15 protein-coding genes are annotated in these 19,785 nt (G+C 47.0%); 2 read left to right on the top strand and 13 right to left on the bottom strand.

All coding sequences use genetic code 11. The annotated features are described in order from the left end of the window. Positions 1 to 390: 390 nt before the first annotated feature. Together KP77_RS14630 and KP77_RS14635 are read right to left on the bottom strand one after the other, a co-directional pair. Complete coding sequence (locus tag KP77_RS14630) at positions 391 to 1,248, bottom strand: class II fructose-bisphosphate aldolase (protein ID WP_041123489.1); 858 nt, start codon at positions 1,246 to 1,248, stop codon at positions 391 to 393. 125 nt (positions 1,249 to 1,373) lie between these two features. Beyond that, positions 1,374 to 1,733 carry a response regulator gene (locus KP77_RS14635; RefSeq protein ID WP_041123490.1) on the bottom strand — a complete coding sequence of 120 codons (360 nt, stop codon included), beginning with the start codon at positions 1,731 to 1,733 and terminating at the stop codon, positions 1,374 to 1,376. A 213-nt stretch (positions 1,734 to 1,946) separates the two neighbouring features. Between KP77_RS14635 and KP77_RS14640 the strand changes: the two genes are divergently transcribed. Next, complete coding sequence (locus tag KP77_RS14640; RefSeq protein ID WP_041123491.1) at positions 1,947 to 2,462, top strand: DUF2529 family protein; 516 nt, start codon at positions 1,947 to 1,949, stop codon at positions 2,460 to 2,462. A 48-nt stretch (positions 2,463 to 2,510) separates the two neighbouring features. Here the strand turns inward: KP77_RS14640 and KP77_RS14645 are convergent, their stop codons facing one another. The 11 genes from KP77_RS14645 to KP77_RS14690 all read right to left on the bottom strand — a co-directional run bounded on the left by KP77_RS14645 (position 2,511) and on the right by KP77_RS14690 (position 18,484). After that, positions 2,511 to 3,056: a hypothetical protein gene (locus tag KP77_RS14645; protein WP_041123492.1), complete on the bottom strand. Its 546-nt coding sequence runs from the start codon at positions 3,054 to 3,056 to the stop codon at positions 2,511 to 2,513. Positions 3,057 to 3,165: 109 nt separating this feature from the next. Next, positions 3,166 to 4,764 (bottom strand): CTP synthase, encoded by a 1,599-nt coding sequence (locus KP77_RS14650; RefSeq protein WP_041123493.1) that lies wholly within the window; start codon positions 4,762 to 4,764, stop codon positions 3,166 to 3,168. 417 nt (positions 4,765 to 5,181) lie between these two features. Continuing rightward, on the bottom strand, positions 5,182 to 5,706 hold the full coding sequence (rpoE, locus tag KP77_RS14655) for a DNA-directed RNA polymerase subunit delta (protein ID WP_041123494.1): 525 nt from the start codon (positions 5,704 to 5,706) through the stop codon (positions 5,182 to 5,184). Between the two features lie 388 nt (positions 5,707 to 6,094). Continuing rightward, complete coding sequence (locus KP77_RS18235; protein ID WP_160289539.1) at positions 6,095 to 6,259, bottom strand: hypothetical protein; 165 nt, start codon at positions 6,257 to 6,259, stop codon at positions 6,095 to 6,097. Positions 6,260 to 6,354: 95 nt separating this feature from the next. Continuing rightward, positions 6,355 to 9,615 carry a fused isobutyryl-CoA mutase/GTPase IcmF gene (gene icmF / locus KP77_RS14660; protein WP_041123495.1) on the bottom strand — a complete coding sequence of 1,087 codons (3,261 nt, stop codon included), beginning with the start codon at positions 9,613 to 9,615 and terminating at the stop codon, positions 6,355 to 6,357. Positions 9,616 to 9,617: 2 nt separating this feature from the next. Further along, entirely contained in the window at positions 9,618 to 10,208 is a 591-nt protein-coding gene (locus tag KP77_RS14665) for a TetR/AcrR family transcriptional regulator (RefSeq protein ID WP_407637937.1), read from the bottom strand. 473 nt (positions 10,209 to 10,681) lie between these two features. Then, entirely contained in the window at positions 10,682 to 11,821 is a 1,140-nt protein-coding gene (locus KP77_RS14670; protein WP_041123497.1) for an acyl-CoA dehydrogenase, read from the bottom strand. A gap of 13 nt (positions 11,822 to 11,834) precedes the next feature. Continuing rightward, on the bottom strand, positions 11,835 to 12,971 hold the full coding sequence (locus tag KP77_RS14675) for an acyl-CoA dehydrogenase (protein ID WP_041123498.1): 1,137 nt from the start codon (positions 12,969 to 12,971) through the stop codon (positions 11,835 to 11,837). Positions 12,972 to 12,992: 21 nt separating this feature from the next. Continuing rightward, positions 12,993 to 13,844, bottom strand: a complete 852-nt coding sequence (locus KP77_RS14680; protein WP_041123499.1) for a 3-hydroxybutyryl-CoA dehydrogenase — start codon at positions 13,842 to 13,844, stop codon at positions 12,993 to 12,995. A 405-nt stretch (positions 13,845 to 14,249) separates the two neighbouring features. After that, positions 14,250 to 15,428 (bottom strand): acetyl-CoA C-acetyltransferase, encoded by a 1,179-nt coding sequence (locus KP77_RS14685; RefSeq protein ID WP_041123500.1) that lies wholly within the window; start codon positions 15,426 to 15,428, stop codon positions 14,250 to 14,252. 938 nt (positions 15,429 to 16,366) lie between these two features. Then, entirely contained in the window at positions 16,367 to 18,484 is a 2,118-nt protein-coding gene (locus KP77_RS14690; RefSeq protein WP_041123501.1) for a heterodisulfide reductase-related iron-sulfur binding cluster, read from the bottom strand. Between the two features lie 154 nt (positions 18,485 to 18,638). On the opposite strand from KP77_RS14690, the gene KP77_RS14695 reads away from it, so the two are divergent. Further along, positions 18,639 to 19,781 carry a phospholipase D-like domain-containing protein gene (locus tag KP77_RS14695; RefSeq protein ID WP_052474295.1) on the top strand — a complete coding sequence of 381 codons (1,143 nt, stop codon included), beginning with the start codon at positions 18,639 to 18,641 and terminating at the stop codon, positions 19,779 to 19,781. Positions 19,782 to 19,785 lie beyond the last annotated feature (4 nt).

A 19,785-nucleotide genomic window follows, 5' to 3' on the forward strand; every position in this document is an offset into this window, starting at 1 on the left:
GGCTGCGGGGTCTCAGCTTCCCTCTAATCGTCCCGGAGTCGCCGCCTTCCACTCCGATCAACTCTGTGTGACTAATAACTAAGAAAAGTGTGTTTCAACTTCAAATCTTTTTGTCCTTCATATGAAGGAATTGGCCGGTGTGGAGGGCGGTGACTCCAGCGGGAGCAGACGGACAGGTGAGACCCCGCAGACGCATAGCGTCGAGGAGGCTTACCGCCGTCCCCGCGGAAAGCATCCGCTCGGAACACAGGTCAATTCCGGTTATATAAGCCTTCAAAAAAAGCTGACTCAAAAAAAGGTTGGGCTGCTTGTGAATAAGCAGCCTGCCTGTTTGTGAGCCAGCCTCTTTGATATGACTCAATTTCTACCCCTTGAAACCGAGTGACAAATTTACGCTTTGCTAGATGAACCGAATTCACGCATTTTACCGATTACCGTTTCCTTAATCACTTCACGCGCTGGTCCAAGATATTTACGTGGATCATATACTTCTGAATCAGCAGCAAGTACTTCACGTACTTTCTTAGCTGATGCAATTTGGTTTTCTGTGTTCACGTTGATTTTAGCTGTTCCGTAAGAGATCGCTTTTTGGATATCTTTTGTCGGAATGCCTGTTCCGCCGTGAAGAACGATTGGTACGCCTGCTTCGTTACCGATCTGCTCCATTTCCTTGAATCCAAGGTTCGGTTCGCCTTTGTAAGGGCCGTGAACTGATCCAAGTGCCGGTGCAAGTGTATCGATACCAGTGCGCTCTACAAGTTCTTTACATTCTTTAGGATCTGCATAAATCACGCCATCTGCAACCACGTCATCTTCCTGGCCGCCTACTACGCCAAGTTCAGCTTCTACTGAAACGCCTTTAGCGTGTGCGTATTCAACAACTTTAGAAGTTACTTCCACGTTCTCTTCGAAAGGACCGTGAGAAGCGTCAATCATGACAGATGTGAAACCTGCATCGATTGCTTCTTTACACTTGTCAAAGCTTGATCCGTGGTCAAGGTGAATTGCTACTGGTACAGTAATGTTTAAGTCTTCAAGTAGACCTTCAACCATTTTTACCACAGTTGTAAATCCGCTCATGTAGCGGGCAGCACCTTCAGAAACACCAAGAATAACAGGTGATTTTTCTTCTTCAGCAGCCTGAAGAATCGCCTGTGTAAACTCAAGGTTATTCAGGTTGAACTGACCTACTGCATAGCCCCCATCCTTCGCTTTGTTCAGCATATCTGTCATTGATACTAATGGCATAATTTGTTTCCTCCTTTAAATAAACGGTATCACGTACGCTAATGTACAACCATTTTCTCTAGTATCATACCAAACGTTTAAGGATTTTACCACGCCGGCAACTTATCTTTTCAAATTAAGATGCGTTATTTTACCCCTGCATGCTCTTTGACAAGGTTTCTTATGTCCTGAATGTCAAAAGGCTTCGTTATGTGTGTAAGCGCTCCCAGGGCCTCTGCCTCCTGAATCATGCCGAGTTCACCATAGGCTGTCATAATGATCACCTTAATATCAGGCTCTTTCTCTTTCATTTTGCGCAAAATTTCGATCCCATCCATACCAGGAATTTTCATATCAAGCAGTACAAGGTCCGGCGCTTCTTTTAAAAGCGTCAGTGCTTCCGGCCCGTTTGCAGCCTGAAAAGTCTGATACCCCTCTTTTTCAAGAATTTCATTGAGCAGAATACGTATGCCGAATTGATCATCTACAATCAGTATTTTCTCCACGTTATACACCTCTTCTTTGTCATTCCATCGCAACCCCAATTGTTCGTATTTCTATGTAGACTTCTTTATCATAGAGGAAAAAGGATGGTTTCTCAATGAGCGTTTATTATGGTACATTCAACACAAACAAATGAGTTCCTTCCTATATATGAAGAAATCGTGTGCGCTTTTTCGACATTTTACTGAAAAAATGATTTTGAAAGGATGATCAACATGCTGAAAATGTTTACAACGCAGCTGACCGGGTTATTCGGCAGACTGCATAAAGAAGAAATGGAGATCGAAAATGCAGCCCGTCTGCTTGCACAGGCAACGGTGGGTGACGGTTCGATTTATATAAAAGGGTTCGGTGAAATGGCCGGTGTTACAGCTGAAGCACTGCAGGGTGAGGAACCGCTTGAAGGTGTCCGCGAGCTGCATGATGCTGATGCATTGACCGTTGCAGACCGTGTGCTGCTTGTCACGCGGAGATCCACCGACCCTCAGGCACTCGCATTTGCCAAGAAGCTCACTGAAGCTGAAGTACCATTCGCCGTTATTGCCGGAAAAGTAAAAGATGCTGAAAGTGACCTTGAAGAAAAAGCTGACTCCTTTCTGAACACTCAGACTGTACGCAGCATGCTGCCTGATGAAACCGGCGGACGCTTCGGCTTCCCGTCACTGATGGCCGCATTGTATCTGTATCATGGTGTGAAGTTTGTGCTTGATGAGATTTTGGAGGATTATTGATAAACGAAGTTCCTATTCCATGGTTGGATAGGAACTTTTTTAATGGCTTCACTGAGACCTCAGGCTTTTTTTTCGGGTAATTAAATACGTAACGATCCCGATTGGAATTAGTGCAAAGCTTGCATAAATACAGCTCCATTTTACCGCTGTAAATACCGGTGCGATGGCAGCAATCACATTTAACTGCTCCGGGTAACAGCTCATGACGAGAGAAGTACTGAGATTTTCAAGATAATCAAAAACCAGACCGGATAACGGAAGTAAAATGACGTATCTCCATCTAGATCGCTGAATTGATTTGAAAAGAATGCCGAGTGTTGTAATTAAAAACAAGAAATAAGCGATGGGCCATACGATATCAAATGTATAACGCGCCCGGACATAATACGCTCTTCCTTCTTCTCCATAAGTTTCTGCAATGGAAAAGAGTGTTTCAGGCGTATAGAAAAATGAGCTGTCCGGTGATTCAGATGTTCCAGTAACGCGGGATGATTCTGCCGCTTCATTCGGTAAAATGAATCCTAAAAATGCTGCAAATATAATGAGAGAGACAAGCCAGGTTTTCCAATTTGACCATTGGTACAGCTTTTTCATCTGATTCACCTCTTTTAGATTATTATATCTGCGAGTAATCACTGAAGCCATTTTTGATGCAAAAGGATTTTAAAAACCCCCGCCAAATTGTTTGGCGGGGGATGTCCTATTACTTCTTCATTGTTGCTTCAATAAAGTCTCTGAACAGCGGCTGCGGGCGTGTCGGGCGTGATGTGAATTCCGGGTGGAACTGGGATGCCACGAACCACGGGTGGTCAGCAAGTTCAATGATTTCTACAAGACGGCCGTCAGGGCTTGTACCTGAGAATAGGAATCCTGCGTCTTCCATTTTCTCACGGTACTGGTTGTTGAACTCAAAGCGGTGACGGTGACGCTCGTATACGACTTCGTTGTCATATGCTTCGAATGCTTTTGTGCCTTCTGTCAGCTTACATGGGTACAGGCCAAGGCGAAGTGTGCCGCCAAGGTCCTCGATGTCTTTTTGCTCAGGAAGAAGGTCGATTACCGGATATGGTGTTGTCGGGTTGATCTCTGCTGAGTGCGCGCCTTCCATACCGAGTACGTTACGTGCGAACTCAACGCTTGCAAGCTGCATACCAAGACAGATTCCAAGGAACGGTGTCTTCGTCTCACGCGCATAGCGGATTGCTTCGATCTTTCCTTCAATTGCACGGTCACCGAATCCGCCAGGTACTAAAATACCATCGACGTCTCCAAGTTCCTGCTCAACATTTTCACGTGTGATCGTTTCAGAATTCAGCCATTTCACTTCAACGTCAGCATCAAAGCTGTAGCCTGCGTGGCGCAGTGATTCTACTACTGAGATGTATGCATCTTGAAGTTCAACGTATTTACCGACAAGTGCAATCGTTGTTTTCTCTTTCAGATTACGCACGCGGTCCACGAGTTCATTCCACTCTGTCATTTCAGGCTGCGGTGCATTTAATTTAAAATGATCGCAAACGATCTGGTCCATGTTTTGTGCCTGAAGTGCAAGTGGCACAGCGTAAAGTGTATCTGCATCTGTTGCTTCGATTACTGATTTTTCGTCGATATCACAGAATAATGCAATCTTATCTTTCATGTCCTGAGAGATCGGGTTTTCAGTACGCAGGACAATGATATTCGGCTGAATACCAAGGCTGCGAAGTTCTTTTACACTGTGCTGTGTCGGTTTTGTCTTCATTTCGCCGGCAGCTTTGATGTAAGGAACAAGTGTACAGTGAACGTACATCACATTTTCACGGCCAACATCACTCTTGATCTGACGGATCGCTTCAAGGAATGGAAGTGATTCAATGTCCCCTACTGTTCCGCCGATTTCAGTGATCACGACATCTGCATTTGTTTCACGGCCTGCACGGAAAACGCGCTCTTTCAGTTCGTTAGTGATATGCGGGATAACCTGTACTGTTCCGCCAAGGTAATCTCCGCGACGCTCTTTTTTCAGAACTGTCGAGTAGATCTTACCAGTTGTCACGTTGCTGTATTTGTTCAGGTTAATATCGATGAAACGCTCATAGTGTCCAAGGTCAAGGTCAGTCTCTGCGCCATCATCTGTGACGAATACTTCCCCGTGCTGGTATGGGCTCATTGTTCCTGGATCTACGTTAATGTACGGATCGAACTTCTGGATGGTTACGTTCAGTCCTCTGTTTTTCAAAAGGCGGCCAAGTGATGCTGCTGTGATTCCTTTACCGAGTGAAGATACGACTCCACCAGTGACGAAAATATATTTTGTTGACATGTATGTTTCTCCTTTCGGGTTTGCAGGTGTTGTTAAAGATAACCGTTGATCTGCGCTTCAGGGGGACGCTTTCCGCGGGAACGGCGGTGAACCTCCTCAGGCTTCGCCTTGCGGGGTCTCACCTGTCCGTTTTATCCCGCTGGAGTCGCCCCCTTCCGCTCCGATCAACTCTGTGTATAAGATAAAACCTTATAGCGTCAATCAATCATGCATAAATTAAAAAATAACTCTTTGTATACATCATTCAATGCAGCTAAAAAAGAGTTTTATAAAAAATAAAAAGCGCCCCTCCTACGTGTGAAACGCAAGGGAGCGCGGATATTTGCGATTGATCCCTTTAAAGGGAGCCCAAATAAAATACTACCATCAAATTTTAAAAAATCAAGAACGAATTAAATGGCGGAAAAGACTGACGATTTATAACTTGTCATCATCGTCCTCATCTTCTTCGTCATCGTCGTCCAGATCGTCGAAGTCTACATCGTCTTCGAACTCTTCGCCGTCGATGTCTTCAACATCTTCAACTTCGTCATCGATTTCGTCGTAGACAAGGTCGTCTTCTTCGTCATCCAGGTTGTCAAAGTCCAGATCTTCTTCAGCTTTTTTCTTCTTTTTAGACTTCGCTTTTGTTTTCTTTTTCTTTGTTGTCTGGATTTCGCTTGTTACCTGCTCGTCTTCTACCTGATCAAGCGGGTACCATGAACGCAGGCCCCAGCCTTTGTCAGAATCAAGGTAGATAAAGCGGCCGTCCATGTTCAGGTCTGTGTAGAACTGAACGATTCTTTCGCGTGCTTCTTTATCGGTTACACCAAGCAGTCTTTTCCATTCTTCGACCATGTCGTTGAATGTCATTGAGTTATGGTTATCAACGAGGAGCTGGTGTGCGATTTCTATAAATGAATATTCACGTAGATCTTCTACTGAGCGGTTTTTAAGTTCCATGCTTTGCACTCCTTTGGGTTGGGTGGTGGGCTTATAAAAATGTATGAGTATGATAACCATCAGACTGGTGCTCCGGGGTACTCGCTTTCCGCGGGAACGGCGGTGAGCCTCCTCAGGCTTCGCCTTGCGGGGTCTCACCTGTCCGTTTGCTCCCGCTGGAGTCTCGCACCCCTCCGCACCAGTCTGCTTTAATGTTTCATAAACTCATCTGTATTTAAATAAGCAATTACGTTTGTATAGAATTTCACCTGTAATCCTTCACAAAAAACAGCCCTGCTTACATGCAGTATGGCCGGATGTTGTGTCAGACACGAGATGAATTTAGCTCAAGGCATATGTTCCATTATAACCAAAGTTTTGAGGAGAATGCCATAGTTACTATTGTTTTTTAGGAATTCTTTATGCGTCCTTTTTTCGTTTCGCGCCATGCGAGCCAGTAAAACATGGCAGCAAGGATCAGAAATGGGATGGCTCCGACCATTCGGCTGTACATATACATGGTCAACCCTGCAACGAGTAGAATCGATGCGCTGAGGATTAGCAGTTTTTTCACTAGATCACGTCCCGGTTAGATGTCTTATGTACTAATTATAGTATAAAAAGAAAACTGCCGGGTAGTAATCCGGCAGTTTTAACGGGAAATTAATATTACATATTACGGCGGTACTGTCCGCCGACTTCATATAATGCATGAGTGATTTGACCGAGTGAGGCAACTTTTACCGTTTCCATCAGCTCGGCGAAGAGGTTTCCTCCTGAGACTGCTGTTTCTTTCAGTCGGTTCAGCGCCTCTTCTGCAGTGTCAGCGTGCGATCGCTGGAAGTTTTGAAGGTTGGTGATCTGCGTTTCCTTCTCATCCTTTGTCGCACGTGCCAGTTCCATGCTGTCCATCTGTTCTTCTGACGGCGGATTTGGATTCAGGTATGTGTTCACGCCGATGATCGGAAGCTCGCCTGTGTGCTTCTTCATTTCATAGTGCATGGATTCTTCCTGAATTTTTCCGCGCTGGTACTGCGTTTCCATTGCGCCAAGTACGCCGCCGCGGTCATTGATGCGTTCGAATTCCTGAAGGACCATTTCTTCAACAAGATCAGTCAGTTCTTCAACAATAAATGCACCCTGGAGCGGGTTTTCATTTTTACTTAAGCCATGCTCTTTTGTAATGATCATCTGAATCGCCATTGCGCGGCGGACAGATTCTTCTGTCGGTGTTGTGATCGCTTCATCATATGCGTTGGTATGAAGCGAGTTACAGTTATCCTGCAGTGCCATTAATGCCTGCAGCGTTGTCCGGATATCGTTAAAATCGATTTCCTGCGCATGCAGTGAGCGGCCGGATGTCTGAATATGATACTTCAGCTTCTGGCTTCGCTCGTTCGCACCATACTTATCTCTCATGACTGTTGACCAGATCCGTCTTGCTACACGGCCGATCACTGTGTATTCAGGATCCAGTCCATTTGAGAAGAAGAATGACAGGTTTGGTGCAAAGTCGTTAATATCCATGCCTCGGCTTAAGTAATATTCGACATACGTGAAGCCGTTAGCAAGTGTAAAGGCAAGCTGTGAAATCGGGTTCGCCCCTGCTTCAGCAATATGATAGCCGGAAATCGATACAGAATAATAGTTGCGCACTTTATGGTCGATAAAGTACTGCTGGATATCACCCATCATGCGCAGGGCGAATTCTGTTGAGAAGATACATGTATTCTGTCCCTGATCTTCTTTTAAAATATCAGCCTGCACCGTACCACGTACGACCTGTAAAGTCTGTTCGCGCACGTCAGTGAATTCTTCCATTGAGAGTGTGCGGCCGAGCTCTTCCTCGCGCGCTTTTACCTGCTGATCCACTGCTGTGTTCATGAACATGGCAAGAATGATCGGCGCAGGGCCGTTGATCGTCATGGATACTGACGTTGAAGGTGCGCACAGATCAAATCCGGCATACAGCTTTTTCATATCTTCAAGCGTACAAATGCTGACGCCGCTCTCCCCGACTTTTCCGTAAATATCAGGACGATGGTCAGGATCTTCTCCGTAAAGCGTCACTGAGTCAAATGCTGTACTCAGGCGCTTAGCATCATCGTCTTTTGACAGGTAGTGGAAACGACGGTTCGTGCGTTCAGGCGTTCCTTCACCGGCGAACTGGCGCTTCGGATCTTCACCTTTACGTTTGAACGGAAATACACCCGCTGTATAAGGGAATGATCCAGGCACGTTTTCTTTATACACCCATTTCAAAATTTCACCGTAGTCTTCAAACTTCGGCAGCGCAACTTTTGGAATCGACAGGCCTGACAGACTTGTTGTCTTCAGCTCTGTGATGATTTCCTTATCGCGGATTTTCGTGGTGAATTGGTCCTGTGCGTACAATTCTTTCAGCTGCGGCCAGTTTTCCAAAATCTTTTTAGATTCTGCTGACAGCTGCTCCCATGCTGTTTCTTTCATTGTTTCAAGTACGCCTGCTGTCTCATCTTCTCCGGCTTCCTTAGCTGCTTCGATACTGCCTTCAATCTGGAAGAAGCGGCGCGCAAGCTTTGTCTGGTCCTCAGCAGTTTTGTGGTAGCGGCGAACAGTTTCCGAGATCTCGCGAAGGTAATAGCGGCGATCGTTCGGAATGATCACATTCTGCTTTTCCACTTCGGCTTTTTTAGAAAATGCAGTTGACCAGTCAGTCTGGACTTTGTCATTCACTTTTTCAACCAGCGCGGCAAAAAGGGCATTTGTCCCCGCATCGTTGAATTGTGAAGCAATTGTACCGAACACCGGCATCTCATCAAGGTCCTGATCAAACAGCATACGGCTGCGCTGGTACTGCTTCTGCACCTGGCGCTTCGCATCCTCAGAGCCTTTACGTTCATATTTGTTGATCACGACAAGGTCTGCGTAATCAATCATATCGATTTTTTCAAGCTGTGAAGGGGCACCGAACTCACTCGTCATCACATACATCGAAATGTCTGAGATCTCAGCAATTTCAGCATCGCCCTGCCCGATTCCGCTCGTCTCAACGATCACCATATCGTAACCTGCAGCTTTGACTACAGAAATGGCATCACGGATTGCAAGCGATAGCTCACTTTTCGACCCGCGCGTTGCAAGACTTCTCATAAATACGCGGTCAGAGAAGATCGCATTCATACGGATTCTGTCACCTAAAAGTGCTCCGCCAGTTTTCTGCTTCGTCGGGTCAATAGAGAGAATCGCTACTTTTTTATCCGGAATTTCATTGATAAAACGGCGGATCAGCTCATCAGTCAGTGAACTTTTTCCGGCACCGCCCGTACCTGTAATCCCGATGACAGGCGCGTGCTTCTCTTCAGCTTTCACCTGATCCATAATGTTCTGCCAGACGTCACTGTCATCTTTCATACGGTATTCAGCCAGTGAGATGAACTTTGAGACAACCGGAATGTCACCTGATGTCAGCTCACTGATCTCGTGCTTCATTTCCTTTTCAACTGTTGCATAATCGCACTCTTCAAGCATTCTGTTGATCATGCCCTGCAGTCCGTTCGTGCGGCCGTCTTCCGGTGAAAAGATGCGCGCAATTCCGTAAGCGTGAAGTTCTTTAATCTCACGTGGAATAATAACTCCACCACCACCGCCATAAATCTTGATGTGAGGCGCACCGCGTTCATTCAGCAGGTCATACATATATTTAAAATATTCAACGTGCCCGCCCTGGTATGAAGAGATCGCAATTCCCTGAACGTCTTCCTGGATTGCCGCGTTCACGACTTCTTCCACTGAGCGGTTATGGCCGAGGTGAATCACTTCTGCACCGCTTGCCTGCAGAATTCTTCTCATAATGTTAATGGATGCATCATGTCCGTCAAACAGACTTGACGCTGTTACAAAACGAACCGGATTTTTCGGCTTATAGATCACTGGCTCATTTACTGCCATGTTTATTCCCCCTTGTTCGCCGCTGCCTGGTATCCTCTGACACCCTTTAGCAGCAGTTCAGTCTGTTTCTCCGTATACTGATCGATGTTGTATTCACGCAGCGCCCATCTTCTGAACGCCCACATCTGTCCCTGGACAAAAATGTTTTGAGCAAGCAGATGAATTTCATCGCGCTCCATCACAAGCTGACCTTCATCGACACATTTCTGAATCAGCGTTTCAAACATCTCAGTCATTTCGAGCTCTTTTTTAAGTACATACGGCAGCGCATCTTTAGAAAGCGACTTCGCTTCCTGATACATCACGAGCACTTCATCCTGCATGCCATCAACTACTTTAAAATAGTGTGCAATGCCGCGTGAAAGTGCCTGCAGCGTGCCGCCGTCGAGTTCCATCCCGTGTAGACGCGTACGTACCTTATCGTAGATTCTGTCACAGACGAGATAGAGGACGTCTTCTTTTGTTCTGATATATTCGTAAAGGGTGCCGATGCTGAAACCTGAGGCTTTTGCGATCTCACGTGTTGTGGTGCGGTGAAAGCCTTTTTGTTTGAATAGCGATACGGCTCCTTTGATCATCTGGTCGCGGCGCATTTCAATCAGCCGCTCGTCTTTTACTGAGGATTGAACTTCCCTTTTATTCTCCAATCGCATCCGCCACCTTTCACATTCTGACGCTCCATTGGCTGAGGGGTAAGGTCCTGTTAACCGCTTATGATCTCCGCGGGAGGACCTCGCTTTCCGCGGACGAACGCTCAAGCCTCCTCGGGCAGAAAACCGCTGCCCTGCGGGGTCTCTCACGCACGTTTTTCCGCAGGAGTCTCGCTCCTCCCGCTACGATCAACGCTTTGAATTATATCAAGCAGCCTCTAACTTAAAAGTAGATTGATCTTGCTGACAAAGCGTTGATTGGAGCGTAAGGGGGCGACTCCGGGACGATAAGTGGGAAGCTGAGACCCCGCAGCGCAAAGCGCGAGGAGGCCATATCGGACCACAAAACGGTCCACCGTCCGGAAAGCGTCCCCCTGAAGCGGAAATCATAAGCGTTTCTTTATAGACAGACCCTTTTACTTCGTCACCATACGCCCAATGACAAGGCGCTGGATTTCCTGGGTGCCTTCGTAGATCTGGGTGATTTTTGCATCGCGCATGTAGCGCTCTACAGGGTAGTCTTTTGTATAGCCGTAGCCGCCAAAGATTTGGACTGCTTCGACTGTTACTTTCATCGCCGTATCTCCAGCCATTAGCTTCGACATTGCTGATTCTTTTCCGTATGGCAGTCCTTCTGACTCAAGCCATGCAGCCTGGTATGTCAGCAGGCGGGATGCTTCGATGCCTGTTGCCATGTCTGCAATTTTGAATGATACGCCCTGGTTGGCAAGGATCGTTTTACCGAACTGCTCGCGTCCTTTTGCGTATTCAACTGATGCATCAAGTGCACCCTGTGCGATGCCGACTGCCTGTGCAGCGATACCGTTACGGCCACCATCAAGTGTCATCATCGCAATTTTAAAGCCTTCCCCTTCTTTTCCTAAAAGGTTTTCAGCCGGTACTTTTACATTGTCAAAGATCAGTTCAGTTGTTGGTGATGAACGAATGCCGAGCTTTTTCTCTTTCTTACCGATTGAGAAGCCTTCCCAGCCTTTTTCAACGATGAATGCACTCATACCGCGTGTCCCTGCTTCAGGGTCAGTCACTGCAAAAATGATGTACAATTCTGCTGCGCCGCCGTTTGTGATCCATACTTTTGAACCGTTCATTACATAGTGGTCACCGTTTTTCACAGCTTTTGTTTTCATTGACGATACGTCAGATCCTGCGCCCGGCTCAGACAGTCCGTATGCACCAAGCATTTCACCCTGCGCAAGCTTCGTCAGGTAGTGCTTTTTCTGTTCTTCTGTTCCGAATTTGAAGATCGGCCAGCTCGCAAGTGACAGGTGAGCGGATAGTGTGACACCTGTTGATGCACAGACGCGTGACAGCTCTTCAACTGCGATCACATAGGCAAGGTAGTCACTGCCGATTCCGCCGTATTCTTCAGGCCATGGAATCCCAGTCAGGCCAAGCTCAGCCATTTTATCGAAAATTTCACGGTCAAAGCGTTCTTCTTCGTCACGCTCTGCAGCAGTTGGTGCAACATCCTTTTCTGCAAAGTCGCGTACCATTTTACGGATCATTTCATGTTCTTCAGTTAACTTAAAATTCATATTGAGCTTCCCCCTATTTGGTTACGTGCTTACTGATCACGATTCGTTGGATTTCACTTGTACCTTCATAGATCTCACTGATTTTCGCGTCGCGGAACAGGCGCTCTGCCGGATAATCTTCTGTATAACCGTTTCCGCCAAATACCTGCACGCATTCAATTGCGTTATTCATCGCTGTTGATGAAGCGAACAGCTTCGCCATTGACGCTTCTTTCCCGCACGGCTTGCCTTCCTGACGAAGGAATGCTGCCTGATAGACTAATAGTTTTGCAGCTTCAGCGGCCGTTGCCATATCTGCAAGCTTGAATCCGATTCCCTGCTGCTGTGCAATCGGTTTACCGAACTGCTCGCGCTCTTTTGCATAAGCGACTGCGTGGTCTACTGCTGCTTCAGCAATACCGAGTGATTTTGCTGCGATACCGATCCGGCCCACATCGAGGTTGCCAAGTGCAATTTTAAACCCTTCTCCTTCTTCTCCTAAAAGGTTTTCAGCCGGCACCTTCATATCTTCAAACGTCAGCTGGACTGTGCGTGAACCATGAAGCCCCATCTTTTCTTCGTCTTTACCGACAACAAAACCAGGGAAGTTCTTCTCCACGATAAACGCGCTGATTCCCCGCGTCCCTTTTTCAGGATCTGTCACAGCAAAAACGATATACGTGTCAGCTTCCCCGCCGTTTGTGATAAAGATTTTAGAGCCGTTCAGTAAGTAGTGGTCATCTTTTTTCACTGCGCGCGTTTTCAGGCTTGCAGCATCCGACCCTGCACTTGGCTCTGTCAGGCAGAATGCACCGAGGTGTTCACCAGTTGCAAGCTTCGTGACGTACTTTTGCTTTTGTTCTTCCGTTCCGTAATACAGGATCGGGTTCGTCCCGACTGATGTATGCACAGATAAAATGACGCTGACCACAGGGCTTACCTTTGCAAGCTCATTGATCGCGATGATGTAGGAAGTAAAGTCCATCCCCGCGCCGCCATACTCTTCAGGGACCGTGATCCCCATTAAGCCAAGCTCAGCCATTTTATTTAAAATCTCACGCGGAAACTCACCAGCTTCCATTCTTTCGATAAATGGTTCGATTTCTTCTTTTGCAAAGTCCCTCACCATTTTTTGCATCATGATTTGTTCTTCTGTAAATCGCAGGTCCATCTTTCTGATCCTCCCTGGTGTTTATTCGTAGCTGTAGAAACCGCGGCCGGTCTTCTTACCGAGCCAGCCAGCTTTTACGTATTTGCGAAGCAGCGGACATGGACGGTACTTACTGTCGCCAAATCCTTCATGTAGAATTTCCATAATGTAAAGGCACGTATCAAGACCGATAAAATCAGCAAGCTGCAGCGGTCCCATCGGATGATTCATACCCATTTTCATGACATCATCAATGGCTTCCTTCGTTGCTACACCTTCATAAAGCGTATAGATCGCTTCATTGATCATTGGCATCAAAATGCGGTTAGAAACGAATCCCGGGAAGTCTTCCACTTCAACCGGTGCTTTGCTGAGCGACTTCGTCATGTCTTCAATCGTCTGGTATACTTCATCTGTTGTCGCAAGTCCGCGGATAATTTCTACAAGCTTCATGACCGGTACAGGGTTCATAAAGTGCATGCCAATTACCTGTTCAGGACGCTTTGTTGCTGCTGCGATTTCTGTAATAGGCAGTGAGGACGTGTTTGAAGCTAAAATCGCGTGCGCCGGCGCTGCCTGATCGAGCGTTTCGAAAATTTTTGTTTTGATGCTCATGTTTTCTACTGCTGCTTCGATGATAAGGTCAGCGTTTTTCGCATCGTTCAGGTCGGTTGAACGTGTGATGCGGCCGAGTGTGGCGTTTTTATCTTCTTCTGTCATTCTTTCTTTGCTGACTGCGCGGTTCAGGTTTTTTTCGATGACGCCGAGTCCGCGCGTGAGGAATTCGTCTTTCAGGTCGTTGAGGATAACATTGTAGCCTGACTGTGCGCAGACTTGTGCGATGCCGCCGCCCATTTGTCCGGCGCCGATGACCATGACTGTTTTGATGTTCATTGGGATTCTCCTTTGTACTCTGATATTCCCTGTTGGGCTGCGCTCCGGACGGGAAGCTTTCCGCGGCCGGGCGGTGAGCCATCAGGCTGCGCCGTGATTGTCTCACCTGTCCCTTCCTGCCGCAGGAGTCACCCGTCCTCCGCGCAGCCCAACAGGGGATGTTGCAATGTACAATTATTTTGTGATTAATAAACCGCAGACCTGCGCTTCAGGCGGATGCTTTCCGAGCGGTGGTCGCTGAGCCTCCTCGCGCTTTGCGCTGCGGGGTCTCAGCTTCCCTCTAATCGTCCCGGAGTCACCGCCTTACGCTCCGGTCTACTCAGATTTCTATTTGCAAAGTAAAGTCATTTCTTAATTTAATGATTCATATAAAAGGCATGTTCGCTTCGATAAAAAACCCTAAGATCAAACCTGAATCAATACTGCGTCGCCCTGGCCTCCGCCTGAGCAGATGGCTGCGATGCCGAGTCCGCCGCCACGGCGTTTTAGTTCGTATGCAAGTGTCAGGATGACACGTGCGCCGCTTGCGCCGATTGGGTGGCCAAGTGCGACTGCGCCTCCATTGACGTTTACTTTTTCAGGGTCAAGCTTGGCAATTTTATTACTTGCGAGTGCGACTGCTGAGAATGCTTCGTTGATCTCAAACAGGTCGATGTCTTCAAGTTTGTGGCCTGTTTTTTCAAGCAGTGCGTTGATCACAAGTCCTGGCGTTTGCGGGAAGTTTTTCGCTTCTACTGCAACTTCTGCGTGTCCAAGAATGGTTGCGAGCGGCTTTTTGCCTTCTTTTTCAGCACGCTCATCGCTCATCAGTACCATCGCGCATGCTCCGTCATTGATACCAGGTGCGTTACCTGCAGTGATTGTGCCGTCTTTACCGAATGCCGGACGTAAACCAGCCAGTGTTTCAGGCGTTGTGCCTCTTCTGACTGACTCATCTGTATCAACAGTGATTGGATCGCCTTTACGCTGAGGCACCTGCAGCGGCACGATTTCTTCAGCGAATACGCCGTTATCGATTGCATCACCTGCAAGCTTGTGACTTCTTGCTGCCCATGCATCCTGCTCTTCACGTGTCAGGCTGAATTCTTCAGCTGTTGAGTTTCCGTAAGTACCCATATGCACGTTATTAAATGTACAAGTCAATCCGTCATGAACCATCATGTCTTTAACCATCTGATCTCCCATGCGGAAGCCTGATCTTGCTTTATCCATAAAGTAAGGTGCATTTGTCATGGATTCCATTCCACCTGCAACGATCAGTGACTCATCGCCAAGTCTGATCAGCTGGTCAGCAAGTGTGACTGAACGCATGCCTGATGCACATACTTTGTTAATTGTTTCTGTTTTGACTTCCCATGGAATGCCTGCTTTTTGTGAAGCTTGGCGTGAAGGGATCTGTCCCTGACCGCCCTGCAGAACAGTGCCGAGGATGACTTCGTCTATTGTTTCCGGAGCAACGTCTGCGCGCTTGAGTGCTTCTTTAATCGCTTCTGCTCCAAGGTCTGAGGCTGTGAATGATGCGAGTGATCCGCCCAGTTTTCCGAAAGGTGTTCTTGCTCCGTCAATAATTACTGTTTTTGGCATTGTGATTCTCCCCTTTGTTTGTTTCCTGTTAGCCGCTTCACTGCGTTCCAGGCGGACGCTTTCCGGACGGTGGTTGCTGAGCCTCCTCACCTTCGGTTGCGGGGTCTCAGCTTCCCACTTATCGTCCCGGAGTCGCCGCCTTCCACTTCGTTCAGCTCTGTGTGACTCACACGAATGACTAACAGGTTATTTAAATAACAATTGAATCCGCTTACAAAAATGCATCCTTGACTTGAACATTGTGACTGGTTTGAGGGTGGGCGGACGTTTGTTGACTGAACGCTCGCTCAGTAATTACCCTTTAAAAAAGCCGATTGAACGGCGTTTAAATGATTCTACCCCTTTTATTGTAAGCGATTTCAACCATTGATACAAGTGGGATTTTATACAGGGTGAGAGATTTGGAATCAGATTTAAAGATAGATTGCAGGTTCGACGGAAAGTTGTTCATGTTCGACGTTTGAGCCGTGGTGTTTGACGTTCGTGAAGCTGTGTTCAACACTCGTAGTATGGTATTCGGCTTTTAAATGCAAATGTTCGCCACTTAGTATCAAAAGACCTATGCCCGCCACTGCCCTCACAGCTTTAACCACACAAAAAACGACCTGGCCGTCATAAGAAGCAGCCAGGTCGTTTGGTTTTATTAGTGTATGTGGGTGCGAATAAAGCGTCTCCGCTTTTTCACTTTGTCCAGCTCCAGGCGCTAGCTCTTCGGGTCATAAGCCACGCAGCGGTAAACGGGAAACTACACCCATTTTCCGTTGCGTGGCTTATGCCTGTCAGAGCTGAACGAGCGCCTTCCGCTTTTCTTTATTGTCCAGCTTCAGCGCCTAGACCCTCGAGTCATAAGTCAATCTGAGAAAACGGGAAAGTTCACTCGTTTCTCTCAGTTCGCCTTATGCTTGTCGGGTCTGTCCAGGCGCTTCCGCTTTTCTTACTTATGCACTTTCCGCTGTCTGAGGCTTCCCAATCACACTCAACTCAAGCAGCTCAGCAACATCCATCGTGCCAACTTCTTCTTCAACTTCCTTCGCCTTTGTACCGTCTGACAGCATTGTCAGGCAGTATGGGCAGCCGGAGCTGATCATGGATGGTTCTACGACGAGTGCCTGTTCTGTACGGGCAACGTTGACGCGGTGGCCTTTGTCTTCTTCCATCCACATCAGCCCTCCGCCGGCGCCACAGCACATGCCTTTTTCGCGGTTACGTTCCATTTCCACGAGTTGAACGCCTGGGATTGATTTCAGGATTTCACGTGGCGGATCGTATACTTCGTTGTAGCGGCCCAGGTAGCATGAGTCGTGGAAGGTGATCTTCTCGTTGACTGCATGTACCGGCTTCAGCTTGCCGCGCTCCACCAGCTCTGCAAGGACTTCTGTGTGGTGGTAGACTTCAGCTTTCAGGCCAAATTCAGGATACTCATTTTTAAAGACATTGTATGCGTGAGGATCAATTGTTACGATCTTTTTCACGTCATTTTTTTCAAACTCAGCGATATTCGCATTCGCAAGTTCCTGGAATAAGAACTCATTTCCAAGACGGCGCGGTGTATCACCTGAGTTTTTCTCTTTGTTACCGAGAATTGCGAATTTGACCCCTGCTTCGTTCAGCATTTTTGCAAATGAAAGGGCGATTTTCTGGCTTCGGTTGTCAAATGAACCCATTGACCCAACCCAGAAAAGGTATTCGAATTCTTCGTCTGCTTTTTTCATTTCTTTGACTGTCGGGACCACAACGTCTTCGCGCGCTTCTCTCCAGTTTTCTTTTTCTTTACGGTTCAGACCCCAAGGATTACCCTGACGCTCAATGTTTTGCATTGCGCGTTGTGCATCCGGCTCCATTTTACCTTCAGTCAGTACAAGGTAACGGCGCAGGTCGATGATTTTATCAACGTGTTCGTTCATGACAGGACACTGGTCCTCACAGTTACGGCACGTTGTACAAGCCCAGATTTCCTCTTCAGTGATAACGTCACCGATCAGGCTCGGGTGGTACATATCAATTGCTGCTTCAGCGCCGCCGTTTGCGGATGCTGCAGCGATCTGGTTGCCTTTTGTCTGGGCAAAAGCAGGTGCCGGTACCCATGGAGACTGCGATGTCACAGCCGCTCCTGTAAATGTCAGGTGATCACGGATTTTTGTGATCAGATCCATCGGCGACAGCATTTTACCTGTACCGGTTGCGGGACACATATTCGTACAGCGTCCACACTCAACACATGCATACAGGTCAATCATCTGCAGCTGAGTGAAGTCTTCCACTTTTCCAACACCGAATGTTTCCTGGGACTCATCTTCAAAGTTGATGCTGCGAAGCTTTCCAGGGTTATCAAGACGGTTGAAATATACGTTGATCGGTCCTGCGATTAAGTGCGCGTGTTTTGATTGCGGCACGTATACTAAGAAGCCTAATAGGAATAATAAGTGTACCCACCATGCAAAATAGAAAATCACTGCATTTGCTGTCGCACCCATCCAGCCTGTTGCCAGTGCGATCACAGATGCAACCGGCTCTGTCCACGTCGGGTCATGGTCGAAGAAAACGATTCCCGCACCATTACCAAGTAATACAGATACCATCAGTCCGCCGATAAAAATCAGTACAAGTCCTGATTTAAAACCCCTTTTCAGACGGACAAGCTTTTCCATGTAACGACGGTAGAATGCCCATGCAACAGCTACAAGGATCATTAATGTCACAAGTTCCTGGAAGAATGTGAATCCAGGATAGAAAATACCGAGCGGCAGGTGCTCACCTGGCACAAGCCCTTTGTAAATGAAGTCAATCGCTCCTGCCTGCACTAACAGGAAGCCATAGAAGAACATGACGTGAATCATCCCGCTCTTCTTATCCTTCAATAATTTTTTCTGACCAAATACCTGAACCATGATCTTCTTCATGCGTTCTTTGACATTGTTATCAAACTCTTCTTTTTTACCGAGTTTGATAAAGTCATAGCGTGATTTGACCAGATAACCAAATAAATAGACTGCGTAAGCGGTTACAATAATGAACGCAATCCAGTTAACAATCAGCAAAATATCCCCAATGCTCATGTTCGCTGCACTCCTCCCAAAGTTGTCTGACTCTTTCTTATACTCATTATATAATGAATGAGCATTCAGTCAATGGATTTTCACAATTTTTCTCTTTCATTTTACAGGTTCTGCTGTTATTTGGACATACTATTTTCGAGAAAGGAGTCGGATGATGAAAATATTTGTCTGGATTGCATTGCTCGTCGTCTGGCTCAGACTGGACTGGCTGGCAGGTTTGAGAAAAAATAAACAGCATCGCTCCACCCCGTATTCAAAAAAGGATGGTCATGCTGAATTTTTTGATGACGGTATTAAATGGATGAAGCAGCTTGAAGATGACTGCCTGAATGCAGTGTGTACAATTGATATCATGTTTTTTATCTTACAGCCGGACGATGCGGGCAGACGTCTGATGAAGCTGCTCGCGGGGAAAGCGCGGGAAGGTGTACGCGTCCGCTTAATGCTGGATGCAATTGGCAGCCGTACCTTTAAAAAGTCTCTGAAAGCAATTCCTCATGACGGTGTGATCATTCAATTCAGCCGGCCCTTTATTTTTAAAGGCAGCTGGTTCTTCCTGCAAAAGCGGAATCACAAAAAGCTTGCAGTCATTGATAAAAAAATTGCGCATGTGGGTGGATTTAATATTGGACTTGAATATTTGAATCTGGATCCTGTTTTGACTCCTTGGAGGGATTATCATTTGAGGCTGACCGGCGGGATTACAGAAGACTGTCAGACTGAATTCGAACGGGACTGGCGCGGGGAAGCGTTACCTGCCTCGCCTGGAAACGACGGACAGTACCAGCTCGTTTCTTCTGAAGCAGTCGATCAGGAAACATTTATCAGTAAGCTGCTTGAACAGGCGTCCCAGTCAATTTTTATCGGCTCGCCTTATTTTATTCCAACCCATAAAGTTGAACACGGTTTATTTACTGCACTCGAAAAAGGGGTGAAGGTGACAGTTCTCGTTCCTGGAACGCCGGATCATCCACTTGTACAGCCGGCATCCTATCGTTATTTGAGACGACTGATCCAGCGGGGAGCTAATGTCTATCAGTTACAAAATGGTTTCTATCATGCAAAAGCGATTTTGATTGATGGGAAACTGTGTGATATCGGCACGATGAACTTTGACAGGCGGAGTCTGCTTATTAATGAAGAGTTGAATGTGGTAACTGAGGATACAGCAGTGATTGAGGCGCTGATTCAGAGTGTCGAGAACGACCTTCTGCATTCCCGGAAGCTGAAGCCTGGGGATTTAAAGGTTCAGCCAATTAAGGAGTCAGCTGCCTGGTGTGTCGGGCATTTGCTGTGAGTGA

The organism is Jeotgalibacillus alimentarius, assembly GCF_000829445.1.
In the GTDB taxonomy this organism is placed as follows: domain Bacteria; phylum Bacillota; class Bacilli; order Bacillales; family Jeotgalibacillaceae; genus Jeotgalibacillus; species Jeotgalibacillus alimentarius.